The organism is Paenarthrobacter sp. NCHU4564, assembly GCF_052156435.1.
GTDB lineage: Bacteria > Actinomycetota > Actinomycetes > Actinomycetales > Micrococcaceae > Arthrobacter.
The window spans coordinates 1-20,007 of the sequence record NZ_JBQLIS010000024.1 but is presented as its reverse complement, the minus strand read 5'-3'; the positions used below and the strand labels follow the sequence as shown (position 1 = coordinate 20,007).

The window sequence follows — 20,007 nt, the reverse complement described above, 5'->3', positions numbered from 1 at the left end:
ATCATTCTTCAGGGGCGGGTTCACAGAAAGTGAACCTGCTCCTGAAGACGTGATGGCGGGTTGAAGTGGCCTCCAAACAGACGGACCATACCCCTTCGCGGGTGCCGTCACTGACGGATCTCCACCCGCGAAGCGGGTTATTGGACTCGCGCACCGGGGCATGGATAGTTGCGTCTGGGTCCGTCTGCAGCGACAGAATCCACTCGGCGTCGGCTGTGCCCCAGAGTAACCTGGCTCGGTCCTGGCCTGGATCATTCAATAGATCCAGCTGGCCCGCGACGTTGAACCAGACCTGATAGTCCCGCCTGATGGCGTCCGTACTTTGGACGTCATCTATGACGGTGAGGCCCAGACCGGGCTCCAGCTCAATAATGCGCCGATGCGTCCAGCCTGTGTGGTCGATCCGGCCACGCAGGACAAATACGCCACTCCGGTCCTCGCAGACGCCCAAGCCAGAGCCTACCGGCGTACGACGGCGGTCGTGATTTCTTCCATTGGCGGTCACTGTATTGTGCGCCCAACTCGACTCGACGTACTGCCGGAAGGGGTCGGCGTAGTAGAAGCCGTCGGCGCGGAGTGGCGAGTCGGCAGGCAGTTGGGCCCCGTAGCCGTAACGGCCGCCTTCAACCAGTATTTCCTGCCCGCGGTCGTACCAAACAAAGTTTAAGTCGTCGGCATGTTTGTGTGCCCGTCCGTGAAAGGCGGCTGTGAACGCCAGATATGTCGAAGCGGCAACGGGCGCACCAGCGGCACGCTGCCCCGAACGCACGAAAGCGTAGCCTGACTCTGGAAATACGCCAAGCTCCTTTTTACAGTTCTCGCCGTCTGCCCCGCCGGACATCAGGTAATTCGTCTGGGGGCTCAATGTCAGTGGGTGGCTTCCATCAACCATGTTCACGTAAGGGGTGTCACCGAGGGGCACCAAGGATCCATTGGGCTGGATCATCCAACCCAGCAGGTCAGCTGCTTTCCTGAGCCGGCCTGTCAGTTCTGAGTCCTCGATGAGACCGTAGTCCACGGCAAGCTGGAAGGAATGCATGAGCATCCGGTGGTATTCGGGGGAGTGCTCACTATGACCACCGTCCGGAAGGAACTGCGTCCGGATCATCACGGCGAGGCGTTCGCGCCCCACCTGCGCCAACCTCTCCAGCTCCGGAACGGCGTCAAGGGTTGTACCCAGTACGGTCTGCCCGATGGCCACGAAGTAGCCATGATTAGTGCGTGGATTGAACGAGCTTTCCAGAGCGAACTCGAGCTCGTGCCTGTTCACAGCGTAGAGCAGGGTGCGAAGTTCCTGAACCGCTATACCGTTCCTTGCGCCCAGGTAGATAAGCCCTGCCAGCCGTAGGGCACGTTGCCCCAGTGCCATGTTGTACCAAACAATGGCATTATCGGTTTCCTGGCTGGAATATCTCTCCGACCAGGAAACAGCACGGTCCAAACACCATTGCAGGTATGCGCGGTCTCCGGTAGCGAGGAATTCCCGGATGGGCTTATCCATGAATTTCCAGCCGTGCAGCTGCGAACCCCAGCTTCTGTCGTCAGCGCAGAGATTATCCCATTCGAGGGGCAGCGAAAGGTCCAACCGGTCATAGTCGCCGGCTTTCCAACCATTAGTGGTGATCTCAGCGGCTGAATCGCCGACCAGACTGTCGAACCACACGCCGCTGGACAAATCGGGACGGTGACCCGAAGCGATCATCCGGCAAAGCGCTTCGATGTCACCGTCCGTCAGTTCCTGGAACAGCGTTTCAGACACGGATTGCATTCGCCGCCAGGTTCGCATACTGCTGATTGTAAACAGCAGCGTTGGCTTCCCACGAACGGCTTTCCCGAACCCATGACGCCCCTGTGGCCGACATCTGACTGCGCCGCTCCGGATTCGACACAAGTTCCGATAGCACGTCCGCCAGCGAACTGCTGTTTCCAGCCTGGAACAGGGCAGCGGAGCCGCTTGCCTCGGCAATCTCCTTGAGAGCATCCACGTCCGACATCACGATCGTGCGTCCGGTAGCGAACGCCTCGAACGGCTTAAGGGGCGTGACGAGCTGGCAAACAGCTGCTGCAGTGCGCGGCACGACAAAGATGTCGATGAGGCCGTAGTAGTCAAGGATGTCCTCATGGGGTACGCGTCCTGTGAACAGGGCGTCGTCGAGTCCCAAGGACGACGCCGCTGCCTTGAGCGAGTCGAGGACCGGTCCGTCACCCACCACCAACAGCCTGACCGGAACGTTGAGGCGTTGCCGCAACTGACTGAACGCCTCGATGAGTACAGGGACACCTTCGTACTCGACCAGGGACGAGATATAGCCAATGACGATCTCGTCGTCCTGAATGCCGAGCCTGCCTGCCAGTTCGAGGTTTCGTGTTTGCACCGGGAACTGGTCACCGCTTACTGCGTTCGGTACCACGGAGGTTTTGTCCGTTGGCAAACCTTCCTCCGTGATACGGCGCTTCATGACTTCGGCAAGGGTGAAGACGTGGTCTGCTGCGTCCCTGCAATCGTGCTCGCGCTCCCGGCGCCAAGCGTAGGTGTCTGGACTGCCCCAGCGTTCGCTGAACGTCTCTATGTCTTCGATACCGTTGGCCTGGGCCATGCGGGAAAGCCACGACTCCTCCCAGAAGCCGCGGGACTCATAGATCACCGGAATCCCGAAGTAATCACCGACCGCCCGCGCTGACAGGGCGTTCAGGAAGTCCGAGTGTGCATGAAGTACGGCCGGACGTACCTCGGAAACGACCCTGGCGAGTTCCTCGACATTTGCACTAATCCACGTTGTCAGGGCCGTGTGGAGGCGGATGGGCCCCCTTGGGAGGTGGTAGGAAACCCCGTCCAGTTCCACCTGTGCCGGCGCGTCTTCGTTCACAGCGTCGCCCACCTGGTTACAAACGTGGACTTCCAAACCGGTTTGGATCTGTGCCAGAGCCGTGTAATGCGTCCTCAACGTATAGCCGGACTGCGTCGTGGGGAGGACTTTGCCGACCACATGGAGGATGCAGTTTGGCTTGGGCTCAAAGAGCGCGTGGGGAGACTGGACCTCCGGCTTGAAGGCCCCGGAGAACAGCTTGACTTCTTCGTCCCGCAACTCGATGGCACTGGCCAACTTCTGGTTGGGGTTCCGTTCAAGGACTACCCGGAGCACGCTCTGGCTCTTGACGGTGTAACCGAGCTTGCGCAGTTCGTTGGCCAAGCCGCGAAGTGCGGCCGTGTTGATTTTTTCGAAGGACGAGTGCGCCTCGAGCATTTCATAGACTGCCAACGGCGTGGTGTTGTAGTGCGCCTCGGCAAGCTTCTTGACCTCTGAAGCAGCGAAGGAATGCCAGTTGCTGCCGTCGGCCGCTACAAGATTGAACTGGCGGGCCAAGTGGCGCTTTTCGAGCTTCTTGACCTCTTCATCATGCTCAGCTTTGAGGTCCTCGACAAGCTTGTCGTATACCTCCGCATCGTGCGAGGTGGCGATGTCCGTCGTTCCGGTTGAACCAGCAATCTCGGCCAGTTCTGTTATTTGTGCGGTGGTGGCGGCTTGGGTGTCTTTGACGTCTGAGAGTGCTGCGGTGGTGGCGGCTTGGGTGTCTTTGACGTCTGAGAGTGCTGCGGTGGTGGCGGCTTGGGTGTCCTTGACCTCACCGAGCTGCCGCTGAAGAGTGAGCAGGTATTTTTTGATCGAGGCGTGTGACTCACGTTGCAGCCGCCTGTTTTCTTTGGTGCGTGCAATGGCACCGGCGGTGGCCAGGCAGAAGGCGAATACCCCCAGCGCAAACAAAGCTATAAAAGCCACGATGCTTGCAGTTGAAGCTGCCTGCGGCATGAGCGCAATCACCAGGCCGATAAGTGTGAAGCCAAGACCAGCAGCGGCGGAAAGGCCGATGCTCCTGTCAGAACTGAGTCTTCTGTTATTGGGCAACATTTTTCCTAAGTCAAAGAAATCTGGGCGATGAATCGTGTTGCTGTTTGGTTATTGAACGGGCACCCGGGGGAAGTGCTCCAGCGCGGCAGCGCGGAAATGGGCATAAAGCTCTGCGGTGGCAGCCACGTGGCCAGCACCCCATTCGACATCGATGAACTCAATCCTGTCGTCGTGGCTGCCGTGTTCAGATTCCAGCATCCTGCGGAACGGATCGCGATGTTTGGTTACGTGGTGGGTATCGCCGGTGTTCTGGACATACAAGACCCTGGGAAGATCCTTGAGCATCGCATACGTCTCCACAACTGACGTGGAAAGCCGGAATCCTCGTGCTTCTTCTACATCCACGTCGGGCTGTAAACAGGTGTCCAGTGCGACGTCCGCACTCGTTCGGAAGTATTCCTTCACATCAGTTTGGGGATTAAATACCAGCGCCACTGACTCCGGAAGGTAGGACGCGACCTGTAACGCGGTGAATCCGCCCCCGGAACTGCCGGCCAGAAGTACTTGGGAAGCACCGGTTTCAGACTGAAGTTTTTGTATGCACTTAGCCATAAATTGATGAACGTTGGTGCTCCCATCCCCGAGATACCAGGAAAGGGTCATGCTTTTATTGAGGTCCAGTGACGGATCCTGGAAGACGGCATGGTTCCCGCCTTCCATGAGTTCGGACGTGAGACCCTGGAAGAACGGCAGGGTTGTTTTGGTCCGGTTGATGGCTCCGTGAAACCTTACGGACAACAGATCAGAAGCCCCCCGTCCCACGGCAAAAGGCAGTACCAAGCCGCCAAGGTTGGCCGAGTATATCTTCGACTTTTCCTCGTCCTCGAAGCCGATCTCATCCGGAGAGCTGATGGTCTGGATCCGGCGACCGTAAGTGTTGGAGCGAAGCTCAACGTCACGCCAGGCGATGAGCGGCTCGCGCATCACACCCAGAGCACTGTTGTTCAGACCGAGCTGTTCGGTGAGGTCGTTGGACAGGAGGTCAACGATAGCCGTTCGCAGCCCCTGATCATCGCTTGAGTCCTGGGCTGCGTCCAGCAGGAGATCGAGCAGAATGGTCAATGCTTCCAAACGGGCAGACCGTGTGGTTTCCCGGGCACCCACCCAGGACTTCAACAAGGCCCAGTACCGCGTGCTGAATTTGCCGTTGCCGGGCTTGGGGGCTGTCCATGCAACATCTGCCTCACGGCACAGGTCCATGGCCTTGAGCCAGGCAGACCTGATGTCCTCCATAGCGGAGGACATATGTCCCTGCTCACCGAGGGTTACAGCAACTCGATCTTCTTCAATGGCAAGATTGAACTGGTAGCGCCCCGAGATCGCACTCAACGCCATTCGTCCACCCGTGGCATCGAGTTTCTTCACCGAGAATGAGCCGGACTGGGGCGCGGCAATGATGGTGATGAACCGGAAACGCCTCCCGGTCTGTTCAGCGGAGACGACGGGGCTCGGCAGCTTTTCCATCCACTTTCTGGACATCCAGCCGTCGAAGGGTTCCTCAGAGCCCTTCACTGTAGAAACAACCGGCAGGTTGCCCTTCCATAGAATGAAGGAGGACTTGCCGTCGCGATCCAGTTTCACACCACCGGGAACGTCCTCGACTGCAGTGTCGGCGTCAAGGTGCCACCGTTGACGTGCCGAGACCTCATCGGCGCTGAAGACGTTGTCGATGACTACAAAAAAGTCTCCGCCGCGGCAGTAAACGACCCGCCTCTTCAACTTCACGCCTTCGTAACCTGGATCGACAAACGTAAAGTCGTCAACATCGTCGCTGGTGAATGACCGGACCAGCGATACTTCAGTCTTGGGGTCGTAAGCCTTACCGACGACTTCCACGACGTTGTGTCCGAGCCTGGAGAGGCAGTAATCGCGCATCGCATCTTTTTTGTATGCGTACTTCCCCGCATCAACCAGCCAGGGTTGCCCGTTGGAATGCAGGGTCAGTGAAGCGCCATCCTGGTGTCCGTGGACACGGTTCGCTTTGCCGTAGGAGAGGGAATAGAACGTTTCTTTTTTGAAGTCGCGTTCGTGATCACCCCAGCCACTTCGTCCAAATACGTACCCCGCGCGATAGGTTTTTGTGAGCTCTGCGGGCGGTTGCCCAGCGGCTCCTTCCGACCGGACATAATCCAGTTCGGGCGATGACAGGACACCGGCACTAGTGGCTTCCGTATCGCCGATGAGTTCAAAAGTTCCGTCAGGCTTCGTCGCGTGCGCTAATTCCAGGTAAGCGAGGTTCAACCGGTCAGCAGAGACAGGACGGGCCACCCCCTCTACGTCCAGGCGTTTGAAGGCTTCTTCCCACCAGACCAGGTTGTTCTTGTGATAGCCAATGGCGCCTTCGACGTTTACGCCTTCGTCATCATAGTTTTCCTCGAAAAGACCGGCAAGGCGCTGGATTGCCAAGTCAGTCCACTCCGAATTACCAAAGACCGAGCCGATGATGAAGAGAGCCTGGTGCTGGTGCAGGGCATGATTTGAGTGGCCGAGATGCTTGGGGTCGGAGAGCCAGAGTCCGTGCGCATAAATGGAATCAACCAGCCACTGGTCTTCGCCGTCTCGGATGAGGGGAAGTCCAAAGGTAAGGACCATGCCGCGAAGAGCTTCCACCATGTCCGCCCAGGCATAGCTGACGTAATTGCCTTTGTCGTCCTTCTGCTTTGGATCCGACTGGGGATTGGCTTCAATCCACGACTTGCACGTCCGGAGCCAGAACGCCTGGGCGGCTTGGTCTCCGTCCAGAGCTACCCTTCGGACGGGTTCCAACCAGCGCAGCATGTGGAGCTGCGCCTGCCAGTTCCGCTGACCGAACGGATCTGCCTTCCAATCGATCGGTTCCTGGAAGGTCCACGCCGGGTGGGGGCGCATGCTGAGCTCGCCGCGGAGGACGTCGTCAGCCAGTGCGCGGTCCGTTGACCTTTTCCTGAACATCTCTCCGAACGTCTGACGACGGACGACGTCGAGATCAATCGTGTGCGTACTCATCTAATTCCTTACGCGGATCTGCAAGTCTTGCCGGTTACGGGCCTCACGTCGAGGACCAGTCTAGGGGCGTATGACGCGCGTTACTGAGTCATACGACGTCAACGACCCTCTGAGACAGTGTTCGCGAACCCCCAAAAAGTCCGTCATGCCAGCATTGGACAAGGAACTGCCCTGACTCCGTTCGAGGGAGCCAGGGCAGCCATGGTTTGGTTTAGCTGGTGAATTCCGGAATGCGGACCCCGGTTCCAAGCAGTTGCGCTACGGCGGCAACAGTCCGCTCAGCGGCCTTGCCATCGCCGTAGGGATTCACCGCGTTGGCCATTGCATCAAACGCATCCTGCTGATTAAGGAGACGGTCGACCTCTTTGACGATAATTTCTTCATCCGTGCCTATCAGGGAAACAGTGCCCGCCTCCACGGCCTCGGGTCGTTCGGTGTTGTCGCGCATTACCAAAACCGGCTTTCCGAGGCTGGGGGCCTCTTCCTGCACTCCACCCGAATCTGTCAGCACGATGTGGGCCAGGGACAGCATGCGTGTGAACTCCCCATAGGCCAGGGGTTCAGTCACGACGACGTTCGGCTTGCCTTCAAGCGCGGGAAGGACGGCTTCGCGAACAACGGGATTCTTGTGGGCCGGCAGCACGATCACCAGATCCGGTTCGGCGTCGGCGATGCGTGCGAGCGCCCTGCCGACGCCGCGCATGGCATCCCCTTGGTTTTCACGACGGTGCGTAGTTACCAACAGGATCCGGCGGCCGCTGGATGCCAGTTCTTCAAGCTGTGGGTCACTGAAGGGGAGTTGCTTGTCAACGGTGGTCAGAAGCGCGTCGATGACGGAGTTTCCGGTGACGACGATGTCGTCCCCGGCGATGCCTTCTGCCAGGAGGTTGGCTTTGCTGGTACTGGTGGGCGCCAGGTGCAGGCTGGCGATCTGGCTCGTGATCTTGCGATTGGCCTCTTCAGGGAACGGTGAGAAGAGATCACCGCTCCGCAGACCGGCTTCAACATGCACCACCGGAATGCCGTGGTAGAAGGCTGCGATCGCGCCGGCGGTCGAGGTGGTGGTATCGCCTTGCACAATGACGGCGTCCGGCTTTTTCTCAGAAAACAGCTTGTCCAGACCGTCGATGGTGCGGGTCATGATGGCTGAGAGGGACTGGCGCTGCTGCAGGATGTTGAGATCATGATCCGGCTCAATGCCGAAGAGCTCATTCACCTGGTCCAGCATTTCGCGGTGCTGGCCTGTAACGGTCACGACACACTCAAAGTCAGGTGAGTCCTGGAATGCGCTGACAATGGGAGCCATTTTGATGGCTTCCGGGCGGGTGCCGAAAATGGGCATGACGCTGGGCATAGTTTCCCCCGAGAAAGGCAGTGGCTGACCAGCCGATGCTATCGCACGGGGAATGCGGGCTTGGAATCGTGTGTCGCGTGATCAGGTGCTCAGGGAGCAAATATCAAGGTCAACGCCAAAATGGGAATGCTGAGCGTGACAAGGATCACGGCAATGAGTGCGACGACGCGCTTCTGGTGGAGCGTGGCCCTGCGCGGCTGCTTGAGGAGCTGCGGACGCACCGGGTTCTGGTCGTGTGATTTCCGTGCCGGCTCTGCCTGGACTGCCGGAGGTTTACCGGGAGTGTCTGCGCGGTAATTTTCGATCACAGCCCGGGATGCAGTCACGCTTGCGGCGTCCACATCCCTCCTGAACCTGCGCCGGCGCATGTGGCGCGGGGAAGGCGAAAGGGCCGCCAGCGGGCGGTCGTTCCTCGTCACTTCTTCACTCCTCAGCTGCGTCCGGATGAAACTTGGGCACATGCAATTCTTACATTTGCGGCGACTGAAGCCATATCGTCGCACAGCGGAGCCAGATGACAATCAGGCGGAGAGAGCTTTCAGAAGTGGGATGGGCATGTGACGCATACCAGTGGCGGCCGTCCAAAAAGCCACGGCCGCCACTGTGCTGTACGCGTTCATCCCCGGTCTGAATAGAGCGCGTCGTTCCTGACGCCAGCGCTGTTTACTACGTTGATGAAGTAATACTTCCCGGAGCCAAGAGAGGTACTTCCAAGTCTGGCCGTGACCGATTCCAGGAGGGGATTGATGCCTGCTTGCTCCCCGTAGCTTGGGTTGTAGTAGGACGCGGTTACCGTCTTGTCGTACACCCGCCCATACATGTCCGTCCACCGTACTTGGATGGTTCCCCCGCTTAGGTTGTGGCCAGTCACCAGGACGTCGCCGTTCCCGTAAAAGATCGAGTCAGTGATTACCGGAGTAGTGCTGGTTGCCTTGAGCCTGTCCAGCATGGGTGCCCAGGTCCCAGTGCACGTGAAGTAGGGATCCCACATGAAGGAGATGACTTTCCTGGGGGTATTCCCCAGCTGCTGCAACTGCTTGTTGATCCTGGTCTTGGTCGTTTGACCGCGAAGGCTGTTCTGGCAGGGGTTCTGGGAGGTGGCTGGTGCCATTCCTTCCAGGTTGGCCCAGAGTTCCGCACCAGTACCTTCCACTCCCTGGGCCAGTGCCCAGAAGTAGTCCCGGGTGGGTGCCAGGTACTTGCTGCCCCAGGTCCCGCTTCCTACGATCGCAGCTGCATACTGGTCGACGTTTGTGCCGGCCTCGCTCTGGAAGAAAGATCCACCCTTGCCGGTGCCCATTCCATCCTGAACCGCAATGGCCAAATCGACGCCGCCGGCCGTCCTTGCAATGTTGTTGATCCCGATTCGGGCTTGGTCCAAAGTAACCCGCCCACCAAACGCGCTCCTGGAATCGATGTAGGGACTGACAATAGCCGAGCGTTCTGGTTGGTACTGTGCGATGCGTGAATTCTGGATCCTGTAAACCGTGAGGACAGAATCCCATACGGCCCCGTTGCTGAGAGGCATCTCAGTGTGGTGGTAAAAGCCTGCCAGCCCCGGAACGTCGTTGACCTTGGCCTGGTAAATCAGGAACCGTGCCGTGAACAGAGAAAATGTTGCTTGGTAGGAGAGATCGGGAAGATAGGTTATGTCGGTTCTCTTCACCGGTGACGGAAGGCCGGCGTAGTACTTCATCCCCAGGCTGGTTGCTGTCTTTCCCAATGAAATGGAAATGGAGGACGGTCCACCGGTGATGACCACCACGTCGTACCTTCCGGACGGGGACGTACAACCGCTTCCTTCGGCGGGCAGGACCAGGATCGTGTAGATCGAGCCCCCGTTGGTGACGGTCTTGTCCCGGGCGCAAAGGAGAGCGGGTCCACCCCAGGAACTGTTGTCTGAGTAGGTAAAGTAACGGTTCACGGTGACACCGGAAGCAGCCGCCTTGGCACAATTGACGCCCGAAATGACGCATCCGGTGGGAATTGTTGCCAGTGTGGCAGGCTTCAGCAGCGAGCCGAAAGTAATGACGGTGTCTCCGCCTACGGATTTGATGTCGGTCAGCTTCTTCGTGTTGGTAGCATCACTGGTGCTGCCGTAGATGAAATAGCCGCTGATGGGGTAGACGGGTGACGCTGCTGCTTGAGCCGGCGATGCATGCAGGAAGCCCAGAAGCAGGGCAAGTGCAGCGATAAAACTTAGGGCTAAGTGGCGCGCAGGGAAGCGGATAAGGGCGAGCGTCTCGGCTCTGAAAATGGCCACAACGGATCCTTGGGCTCGTAGGGCTGAGACCTTGGACCTATGGGAAAAGGATGAAGGGCGGGCCAGACAAACTCAATGGCTTGACGAAATCCTTCACGCATCGGCTGAAACGGTGTTGGACGTGTCAAAACGGCTAAAGGCGCGTTGCAGGGATTGTGGTCCCATGACAAAGTCAGTCAGGATCATTCGGGTGCCCGTCCGGGGGATAGCCTCGCCTTCAGGCCGGCCGGTCTACACTCTGCACTCAGGCTGCAGCCACACATCAATCAGCCCACCAGTCTCAACCACAAACCGGTCCAGCCAGGCCCCGGCAGACAGGTCCGGATCAGACCCGACCATCTGCACTTCTGCCGGCGTGCATTGGCGCATTAAGGTGCCGGCGCGCAGCAGGTGGTAGTCGGACGTCACCACTGTCACTGACTGCCAGCCGTGCTTGACCACCAGTTCGCCTACGGCATCGGCTTCGCCTCGCGTGTTCAAGGGCTCGGGACGGAAGCAGATGAGGTCAGGATCGTCCGCGCCGGCATCGCACAGTTCATCGCCCTCTGCGTTGCCGGCGAGGCCGGTCGTGGAGACCACCAGAATCGGGATGTCCAGATCGCGTTGCAGGTCCTCAGCTACTGGAAGCCGCTCCCTGCTCATGCCACCCAGGACGATGATGGCATCCGTGCGGTGCGGAGTGATCTGCGGTGGGTTGTAGAAAAACTGAAGTGCAGCGAGGACCCACACTACAAACGCTGCCAAAAGCACCAGGAGCGTCCGCAGCAGGACGCGGGGTACGGAGGCGGTTTTGGTGGGCACGGGGACAGTTTAGGGTTCAAAACTGGGTGTTCCTGACAGTCTGTATTCAGGAAGGAAAGCTACCGCGTATCAACATCTTCAAAGACAAGGAAAGTCTGGGTATCCAGCACACCCTCCATCGACTGCAATTGGTCGAAGATCACACGGCGCAGGTGGATATTGTCGGTTGCCCGGACCAGAAGAATCACATCAAAATCTCCGCCTACCAGCGCGATGTGGTGCACTTCGGGTATCGCGCGCAAGTGCTCTTTTAGTTCCCGCCAGGAGTGTTGCTGCACTTTCAGGGTCACATAGGCCGATGAGCGCAACCCGGCCTTGATTGGATCTACAAGCGCGGTGAACTTGGTCAGCACTCCCTCGCCGGTAAGCCGCGCCAACCGGGAGTACGCATGCGCCCGGCTGATATGCACGTTCTCGGCTACTTGCGTGATGGACATGCGTCCGTCGGTTGTGAGTTCACGGATGATGTCCAGGTCAACGCTATCCAGGGGGACAGCGGTTTGTTCGGCTTCCGTCTCACTCACGGCAGGCTCCAATTCGTCTACAACACAGGGTAGTTACCCAGCTCACATTGACAATTCGTCTTCCAGACTAGCCCCAATGCCAAAGCTCTTCCATGATTTATGGCAAAGCTGGATACGAAACATGCGCCGGGAAGATACTGGAAGCACATAGTGGCTAGAGAAGGACGGACCAATGACGATCCATGCAGACCACTCTGCGCCCGAGACGGCGGCGGAGGACCAGGCTGCTGACGTCCGGAGAAAATTCGGCATCAGCGTTGAGGACTACATGCTGCCCGCCCGGCACCAGATTCAGATGGTCAATCCGGACGGTACCTTGCGGTCCAAGGAAGACCAAGGCACAGAACCCGGACACGAGTACCCCACTCCCGGCGACGACGAACTGCTGGCAGCGTACGAGCGCCTGGTCATCGGACGGCGCGTCAACGACCAGAACTCCGCCCTGGTCCGGCAGGGCCGCATGGCCGTGTACCCATCGAGCCATGGCCAGGAAGCCTGCCAGGTGGCAGCTGCCATGTGCCTGGGCGACGGCGACTGGCTTTTCCCCACCTACCGAGACGCCGTCGCCGTCATGACACGCGGTGTGGACCCGGTAGAGGTGATGACCATTTTCCGCGGCGACTGGCACGGTGGCTACGACCCCAAGGAACACAACGTGGGCATCCAGTGCACGCCGCTGACCACCCAACTGCTCCACGCCGTCGGCGTCGCCCACGCTGCAAAGCTGCGCGGTGAGAACACGGTAGTGATGGCGATGTGCGGCGACGGTGCCACCAGTGAGGGCGACTTCCACGAGGCCCTCAACTTCGCTGCCGTCTTCCACCTGCCCGTCATCTTCTTCGTGCAGAACAACAAGTACGCCATTTCCGTCCCGCTGAGCCACCAGTCCGTGGCGCCGTCGCTGGCGCACAAGGCAGTCGGCTACGGCATGGCCGGCGAACGCGTGGATGGCAACGACCTCGTCGCCCTGCTCGCCGTCATGGACCGTGCCGTGAAGCTCGCCCGCGAAGGCTCAGGCCCACTGCTCGTCGAAGCCCACACCTACCGCATGCAGGCCCACACCAACGCCGACGACGCCACCCGCTACCGCCCGGACAGCGAAGTGGCCGAGTGGCAGGCCAAAGATCCCCTGACGCGAATGAAGGCCTATCTCACGGATAAAGGGCTTCTGAATGAGGACGCCAACCAAAGGATCGCTGAGCACGCTGAAGCCGTCGCCACCCAGCTCCGTGAAGGCCTCGGCGAGGACGTTCCGGTGCAGCCGCTGGATCTCTTCAAATACGTCTTCGACAAGCAAACCCCGCAGCTGAAGGAACAGGCGGAACTCCTGGCTGATGAACTCGCCCGCGAGGAGGGTGCAAAATGACCACCACTGCCAATGTCAGTGCCGCCACAGCCAGCGCAGCCGCATCGGCTGCAGCCACCGCGGAAGCCACAGGACCGCAGTCCATCACCATGGCCAAAGCGCTCAACACGGCCATGGCAGACGCCATGCGTGCTGACACTTCGGTACTCGTGTTCGGTGAGGACGTGGGCATGCTTGGCGGCGTCTTCCGCATCACCGACGGCCTCATGGCCGAATTCGGCGAACAGCGTTGCTTCGACACCCCGCTGGCCGAGTCCGGCATTGTCGGCATGGCGGTGGGCATGGCCATCAACGGCATGCGTCCCGTCATCGAGATGCAGTTCGACGCCTTCGCCTACCCGGCTTTCGAGCAGATCGTCAGCCATGTTGCCAAGATGCACAACCGCACCAAGGGCAAGCTCAAGATGCCCATGGTCATCCGCGTTCCGTACGCCGGCGGCATCGGGGGAGTGGAGCACCATTGCGACTCCTCCGAGTCCTACTACGCCCACACCGCCGGCCTGAAGGTCTACACGCCCGCTACCGTCGCAGACGGGTATCGCATGCTGCGCGAAGCCATCGACTCCGATGACCCCGTGATGTTTATGGAGCCGAAGAAACTCTACTGGTCCAAGGACCAAGTGGACTTGGGTGCATTGCGCGCAGAGCACGACGCCGGTACCTCCACCGAGGGCCGCGCCGCCGTCGCGCGTCCCGGCACAGATGCGACGCTCATCGCCTACGGCCCGTCCGTCCCTACCGCGCTCGCCGCTGCTGCGGCCGCTGCGGAAGAAGGTCGGTCCCTGGAGGTCATAGACATCCGCACCATCGTCCCCTTCGACGACGAGACCGTCTGCGCATCCGTACGCAAGACGGGACGCGCCGTCGTGATCGCCGAAGCGCACGGCTTTGCGTCCGTGTCTTCCGAGATTGTGGCCCGCGTCCAGGAACGTGCGTTCCATTACCTGGCCGCACCGATCCGCCGCGTGACCGGCTTCGACGTTCCGTTCCCGTCTCCCAAGTTGGAGCACTACTACCTGCCCAGCGTCGACCGAATCCTCGACGCCGTCGACGACCTTCAGTGGGAGGACTAACCATGAGTTCAGAGATGCAAGTGTTCCGCCTCCCGGACCTCGGCGAAGGCCTCACCGAAGCGGAGCTCGTGAACTGGCTGGTCGCCGTTGGCGATGAAATCAAAATTGACCAGCCCATCGCCGAGGTCGAGACCGCCAAGTCCATGGTTGAGGTGCCCTCGCCTTACGCCGGCACAGTTGCCGAACTGCACGGCCAGGCGGGCGAAACGCTCGACGTCGGCAAGCCGTTGATCTCGATCGCCCGCGCAGGTGCCGCTCCAGTTTCGCCGGAAGCTCCTGCCGCCGCTGAAGATCCTGTGTCCACTGGAGTGCCGGCCTCGCCGGAGGTGTCGGCTGCGGCTGAGACGTACAGGACCGAGGAAAAGGCAGGCTCCGGGAACGTCCTGATCGGATATGGCACTCCCGGTGGTGCGACCGGCGGCCGCACACGCCCGCGCAAGGCGAGTGCCGCCGTCGTCGATGCTGCTCCTGCTGTTGTTCCTGAGGTTCCGCGGGAACCGGCCGTTGCAGGGACGCGCATCCCCGGGAAGCTCAGTGCCGTCATCTCGCCGCTGGTCCGCAAGATGGCCCGTGACCACGGTGTCTCCCTTGACTCCATTGAGGGCTCGGGCGCCAGCGGGCTGATCATGCGCAAGGACGTCGAGGCTGCGATCTCTGCACCCGCGGAACCGGCTGAACCGGCATCGGCTCCTGCTTCTGCTTCAACGGCTGAGGGTGGCCTGGATACCCGCACTGGCCTTGCCGTCTCCGCCCGTACCCCGGTTCGCGGAGTACGAAAGGCCGTGGCTGCGAACATGGCCAGGAGCCGTTCGGAGATCCCGGAGGCCACGGTCTGGGTTGACGTTGACGCCACGGCATTGCTGGAGATGAGGGCGGAGCTCAAAAAGCGCTCGCCGCACGATACCCCCGGTCTCCTGGCCTTCATCGCCCGTTTTGTCACGGCTGGGTTAAAAAAGTATCCGGATCTCAACACCCGCTTTGAAACCGCTGCTGATGGCTCGCAGGAGATCGTTGGCTTCGAGGGAATCAACCTCGGCTTTGCCGCGCAGACCGATCGTGGCCTGGTGGTACCGTCCGTTCGGAACGCGCACCAGATGAGTGCCCGCGAACTGGACGCAGAGATCCGCCGCCTGACCGCCGTCGCGCGTGAAGGCAAGGCGACCCCCACCGAACTTGGCTCCGGCACCTTCACGCTGAACAACTATGGCGTGTTCGGGGTGGACGGCTCGGCAGCGATCATCAACTATCCCGAGGTGGCGATGCTGGGCGTTGGCCGCATCATCGACAAGCCATGGGTTGTGAACGGGGAGCTGGCCGTCCGGAAGGTCACCGAGCTGACGCTCGCCTTCGACCACCGGGTGTGCGACGGCGAAACGGCCGCAGGCTTCCTTCGGTATGTTGCAGACTGCATCGAGAACCCGGGCGGTGCGTTGGCGGATATGTAGATACGCCCTTCAACGGAAGGACCCCGAGCCGGTTGGCCGGGGTCCTTCCGTGTCATTCCAACGAGATGTCGTACGACCTCCCATATGGCGCCCGGGATGGAGTCTGCCTACAATCGCGTGGGGGTCAGCTGGTGGTCTCCAGTTGCCCGCGACAGGCCTTCTTGGTCTGACGCCATTTCCTGAGGATGCCCACATCATGGTGAGAAAATTCCAGACGCAATCGTCGAGAGCCGTAGCGGTGCTGGCAGGCGCGCTCTTGGTTGCCGGGGGACTTGCAGCACAGCCGGCCGCCGCAGACGGAGACGATATCCTTCCCGGCGCTCCGCAGGTCCTGCAGCCAGCAACTGAATCGGGCACCGACCAGTTCATTGTCGGAATCAAAGACAGCTCCGTCCAGAACGTCACTGACGCCGTGGAAGAGGCGACAGACCAGGCCGGGTTGAAACTTGGAGTAGCGGCGAAAAGCCTTCGTGAGAATGCCACCGGCGGCCATGTAGTAAAGCTTTCCGCGGCTCTCTCCGCCATTGAGGCGGAACAATTCGTGCACAACCTGCGCCTGGACCCGGACGTCGCCTACGCAGATCCGGACACGGTCATGCACGCTGCCGTTGCACCGAACGACCCTTACTTCAACGAGCAGTGGGATCTGTGGGAGAACCCGGGTGGCATGCGCACCCCAGGAGCTTGGGACTACACCCATGGGGAGGGAGTAGTGGTTGCCGTTGTGGATTCAGGGATCACCCGGCATCCGGATCTCGACGCCAACATCCTTCCCGGCTACGACATGATCGCAGACGCTGCCGATGCCCGGGACGGGGATGGCAGGGATCCCAACCCCACCGACATGGGAGATTGGGCCGCAGCGAACTTCTGCGAATCAGGCAGCCCGGCGGAAAACTCGTCCTGGCATGGGACACACGTCGCCGGCACTATCGCGGCTGTCGGAAACAACAGCAGGGGGATCAGCGGTGTGGCTCCCAAAGCAAAGATCCTGCCTGTCCGGGCCATGAGCGTCTGCGGTGGCTACACGTCTGACATCGCGGATTCCATTGTTTGGGCTGCGGGCGGCGTCGTGAGCGGTGTTCCCACAAATCCCAACCCTGCCAAGGTCATCAATTTGAGCCTTGGCGCCACCAGGGCGTGCTCAGCCACCTACCAAAATGCGATCGACTTTGCGCACAACGCAGGCGCCGCCGTCGTGGTATCTGCCGGAAACTCAAACCGGCCGGCAGCCGATGCCAGCCCTGCGAACTGCCAAAATGTCATCACTGTCGCGGCGAGCAGCAGGGCGGGTGGCAGGGCGTCCTACTCCAACTACGGAAGCACCGTGGATGTCACTGCTCCCGGTGGCGACATGAGTGCCAATTTCCTGAACGGGATTTTGTCCACCTATAACGCGGGAACCACTGTTCAGGCTGAGACCGGATATGCGTTCATGCAGGGAACGTCCATGGCCGCCCCGCATGTTTCGGGCTTGGCGGCCCTCTTGTTCTCGGCTGAGGGAAGCTCGTTGACTCCCGCTGCCCTGGAGCAGCAGTTGAAGGACACCTCGCGTCCCCTCCCCGCAGGCTGTGTCCCGGGCTGTGGCGCCGGCCTCGTCGATGCCACTGCTGCCCTTATTGCGTACGGTGGCAACCTTCCCGTCGCCCCTTCCCCTGTGGTTTTCCGGGACCTCGACGGTTCTGCAAAGGACACTTTCACCGTCCCCGCCGTGAAGGGCGTTGAGTATTTGCTGGGGGGAGTAGTAGTGACTGCCGGGACTTACCCCGCCATCGGAACCGTGACGGTCACAGCACGGGCAGCCAAAGACTATGTGCTTGCCTCAGGCGCCACTACCAAGTGGACGTTCGTCTTCAAGGCCACGCGGATCAAGATCACGGATTTCAACGGCGATGGCAAGTCCGATGTGCTCGCGCGGGACACCAACGGTGTTTTGTGGCTGTACCCGGGTAACGGTTCCGGTGGTTGGCTGCCGGCGAAGCAGGTCGGGTCCGGGTGGAATGTCATGACGGCAATCGAGGCGTCCGGTGATTTCAATGGCGACGGTAAAGCGGACGTCATTGCCCGGGACAGCAAGGGTGTTCTGTGGCTGTACCCCGGTAACGGTTCCGGTGGTTGGCTGTCGGCCAAGCAAGTCGGTTCGGGCTGGAACGTGATGACGGCTATCGACGCTCCGGGCGACTTCAACGGGGACGGCAAAGCAGATGTCCTGGCCCGGGACGGCAATGGTGTCTTGTGGTTGTACCCCGGCAATGGAACTGGTGGCTGGTTGGCTGCCAAGCAGATCGGATCGGGATGGAACGGCATGACCGCGATCGATGGTCCCGGAGACTTTAACGCTGACGGCAAGGCTGATGTGCTGGCCCGTAACGCGGCGGGCGAACTGTTCCTTTACCCAGGCAATGGCTCCGGCAGATGGCTGGCTGCCAGCCAAATTGGTTGGGGATGGCAGGCCATGAACGCCATTGAAGGTCCGGGAGACTTTAGCGGGGATGGACAAAATGACGTCCTGGCCCGCAACGGCTCTGGTGCTTTGTTGCTCTATCCGGGCAACGGGGCAGGCGGGTTCCTTCCGTCCCGTCAGGTGGGGTCAGGATGGAATGTGATGAGCATCATTTTGTAGCCACACGAAAGGCCCGATTAATAGTCGGGGCGCCTTCTCCCTTGAGGGCCACGATCTGTCTGATCGTGGCCCTTTTTGATTTTCCAATGACTTACACCACATTCAGTTGGTTTTGCATCAGGATCCTTCGGCTGGCTCTACCTCTTCCACGGTTGAGCCATCCAAGACGGCGGTTCAGCTGCGCGTGCACGTCGCCGAACATCTCACGGAGATGCGAGCGCGGGAGTTGCAACTCATCAAACTGAAGGAAACCATGATCAGAAGATACGTCGCGGCCTTTGCAGCGACCACCGTTTTGGCGGCGGGGGTGTTTGCGGCACAGCTGGCTGTTCCCTCGGCGGCACGGGCGGAAGCCCCGCCGACCGCAGCCACTACCTTTGATGCGCCGCTATGCCCGGGTACGACTGTCGAAGTAGCCAACCCGATAACCACCGTGGACGGCGCGAATCTCGATAATTACAATCAAGGGCTCGTTGTTCCCTTGTACAACGTTTTCGGTGACCCGGCCGGTGGCACAGATTTGCCCCCGTTATGCGGTGTCCGCTATTCAACAGAGGCTGAATGCGGACCAATAGGCGGTGGCCCCGTGAGCGCATGGATGTTCTGCACGGACCGCGACTTGGAAACTTGCCATGATGGCCGTCCCCTCGACGAAGATCTCGAGAGGAACGCCGACATGACGGATACTCAACGCCGTCAGTTTGCTTACATCGTGCAGCACGGCTTCCAATACGTGGCGGGGGATGGCACGGTGGACGAATTCGTTACGTCCGACACGACGAGCATAGAACGCCAGCGGTTGCAGGCACTGGCGTGGTGCGTGGCCGACTTTGCCAAACTGACCCCCCAGCAGCAGGCAACCTGTGTGGCCAGTAAGCTCGGCCCGGATGACATCGACGAAACGCTCGGCTTCCTGGCCCAGACCTATACGCCTGAGCTGACTATTGATCCCGCAGCTTCGGGCCCTTACGACGTTGGAGCGGAAGCCAAGGTCACTCTGAACACCAATGTCGTGAAGACTCCGATCGAGCTGAGCAGCAGCAACGGCACCCTTCAGCTCTGTGACGGCGAGACTGATGGCACGTTGAGTGGTGGGACGTTGACGGTCAACGAACCCGCAGCGGTCGGAGACACTGTCGCGGTTGATCTCTGCATCACGGCCACGACCGCTGGCACGGTCACATTGAACGCCTCAGTGCTTCCTACGACCGATGCCACTCTCAACTGGTTCCACAACGGGGATGACAATTGCCAGGTTTACGCGGTGTTCACTCGGGTCGAGTCCCACGTAGTCACCGATGGGGCTGAGATTTCATTCCAAGAGCCTGCTCCGACGCCGACGCCGACGCCTACGCCGACTCCTTCGGAGACGCCGACTGAGACGCCGACGCCTACGCCTACGCCGACTCCTTCGGAGGAGCCGACTGAGACGCCGACTCCGACTCCTTCGGAGGAGCCGACCGAGACGCCGACGCCGACTCCTTCGGAGGAGCCGACCGAGACGCCGACGCCGACTCCTTCGGAGGAGCCGACGGAAACCCCGACGCCGACGCCGACTCCTTCGGAGGAGCCGACGGAAACCCCGACGCCGACGCCGACTCCTTCGGAGACGCCGACGGAAACCCCGACGCCGACGCCGACTCCTTCGGAGACGCCGACGGAAAC

At 60.3% G+C, this 20,007-nt stretch carries 13 protein-coding genes; 5 read left to right on the top strand and 8 right to left on the bottom strand.

Features of this window, described 5'->3' with window-relative positions; all coding sequences use genetic code 11:
• Position 1: 1 nt before the first annotated feature.
• The 8 genes from ACSVIE_RS18690 to ACSVIE_RS18655 all read right to left on the bottom strand — a co-directional run bounded on the left by ACSVIE_RS18690 (position 2) and on the right by ACSVIE_RS18655 (position 11,835).
• Positions 2–1,759: a heparinase II/III domain-containing protein gene (locus ACSVIE_RS18690; RefSeq protein WP_442424807.1), complete on the bottom strand. Its 1,758-nt coding sequence runs from the start codon at positions 1,757–1,759 to the stop codon at positions 2–4.
• The gene (locus tag ACSVIE_RS18685) at positions 1,752–3,908 is read right to left on the bottom strand and encodes a glycosyltransferase (RefSeq protein WP_442424806.1); all 2,157 of its coding nucleotides are present in this window, start codon (positions 3,906–3,908) and stop codon (positions 1,752–1,754) included. The genes ACSVIE_RS18690 and ACSVIE_RS18685 overlap by 8 nt, the downstream gene beginning before the upstream one ends.
• Positions 3,909–3,956: 48 nt before the next feature.
• Positions 3,957–6,839 carry a heparinase II/III domain-containing protein gene (locus tag ACSVIE_RS18680; protein WP_442424834.1) on the bottom strand — a complete coding sequence of 961 codons (2,883 nt, stop codon included), beginning with the start codon at positions 6,837–6,839 and terminating at the stop codon, positions 3,957–3,959.
• 265 nt (positions 6,840–7,104) lie between these two features.
• On the bottom strand, positions 7,105–8,247 hold the full coding sequence (wecB, locus tag ACSVIE_RS18675) for a non-hydrolyzing UDP-N-acetylglucosamine 2-epimerase (RefSeq protein WP_442424805.1): 1,143 nt from the start codon (positions 8,245–8,247) through the stop codon (positions 7,105–7,107).
• Positions 8,248–8,336: 89 nt separating this feature from the next.
• Complete coding sequence (locus ACSVIE_RS18670; protein WP_442424804.1) at positions 8,337–8,666, bottom strand: hypothetical protein; 330 nt, start codon at positions 8,664–8,666, stop codon at positions 8,337–8,339.
• Between the two features lie 197 nt (positions 8,667–8,863).
• Positions 8,864–10,510 carry a hypothetical protein gene (locus tag ACSVIE_RS18665; protein ID WP_442424803.1) on the bottom strand — a complete coding sequence of 549 codons (1,647 nt, stop codon included), beginning with the start codon at positions 10,508–10,510 and terminating at the stop codon, positions 8,864–8,866.
• A 231-nt stretch (positions 10,511–10,741) separates the two neighbouring features.
• Positions 10,742–11,311, bottom strand: coding sequence for a YdcF family protein (locus ACSVIE_RS18660; protein WP_442424802.1), 570 nt, complete (start codon positions 11,309–11,311; stop codon positions 10,742–10,744).
• 59 nt (positions 11,312–11,370) lie between these two features.
• Positions 11,371–11,835, bottom strand: a complete 465-nt coding sequence (locus ACSVIE_RS18655) for an Lrp/AsnC family transcriptional regulator (RefSeq protein ID WP_426003811.1) — start codon at positions 11,833–11,835, stop codon at positions 11,371–11,373.
• Positions 11,836–12,007: 172 nt separating this feature from the next.
• Here ACSVIE_RS18655 and pdhA point away from each other — a divergent pair, with 172 nt between their 5' ends.
• The 5 genes from pdhA to ACSVIE_RS18630 all read left to right on the top strand — a co-directional run.
• Positions 12,008–13,201, top strand: coding sequence for a pyruvate dehydrogenase (acetyl-transferring) E1 component subunit alpha (gene pdhA, locus ACSVIE_RS18650; protein WP_442424801.1), 1,194 nt, complete (start codon positions 12,008–12,010; stop codon positions 13,199–13,201).
• A complete protein-coding gene (locus ACSVIE_RS18645; RefSeq protein ID WP_442424800.1) occupies positions 13,198–14,274 on the top strand; it encodes an alpha-ketoacid dehydrogenase subunit beta in 1,077 nt (358 codons plus the stop codon). The genes pdhA and ACSVIE_RS18645 overlap by 4 nt, the downstream gene beginning before the upstream one ends.
• Positions 14,275–14,276: 2 nt before the next feature.
• Positions 14,277–15,719 carry a dihydrolipoamide acetyltransferase family protein gene (locus tag ACSVIE_RS18640; RefSeq protein ID WP_442424799.1) on the top strand — a complete coding sequence of 481 codons (1,443 nt, stop codon included), beginning with the start codon at positions 14,277–14,279 and terminating at the stop codon, positions 15,717–15,719.
• 196 nt (positions 15,720–15,915) lie between these two features.
• On the top strand, positions 15,916–18,342 hold the full coding sequence (locus ACSVIE_RS18635; protein ID WP_442424798.1) for a S8 family serine peptidase: 2,427 nt from the start codon (positions 15,916–15,918) through the stop codon (positions 18,340–18,342).
• 184 nt (positions 18,343–18,526) lie between these two features.
• A partial coding sequence (locus tag ACSVIE_RS18630; RefSeq protein ID WP_442424797.1) for a hypothetical protein occupies positions 18,527–20,007 on the top strand: 1,481 nt, incomplete at its 3' end.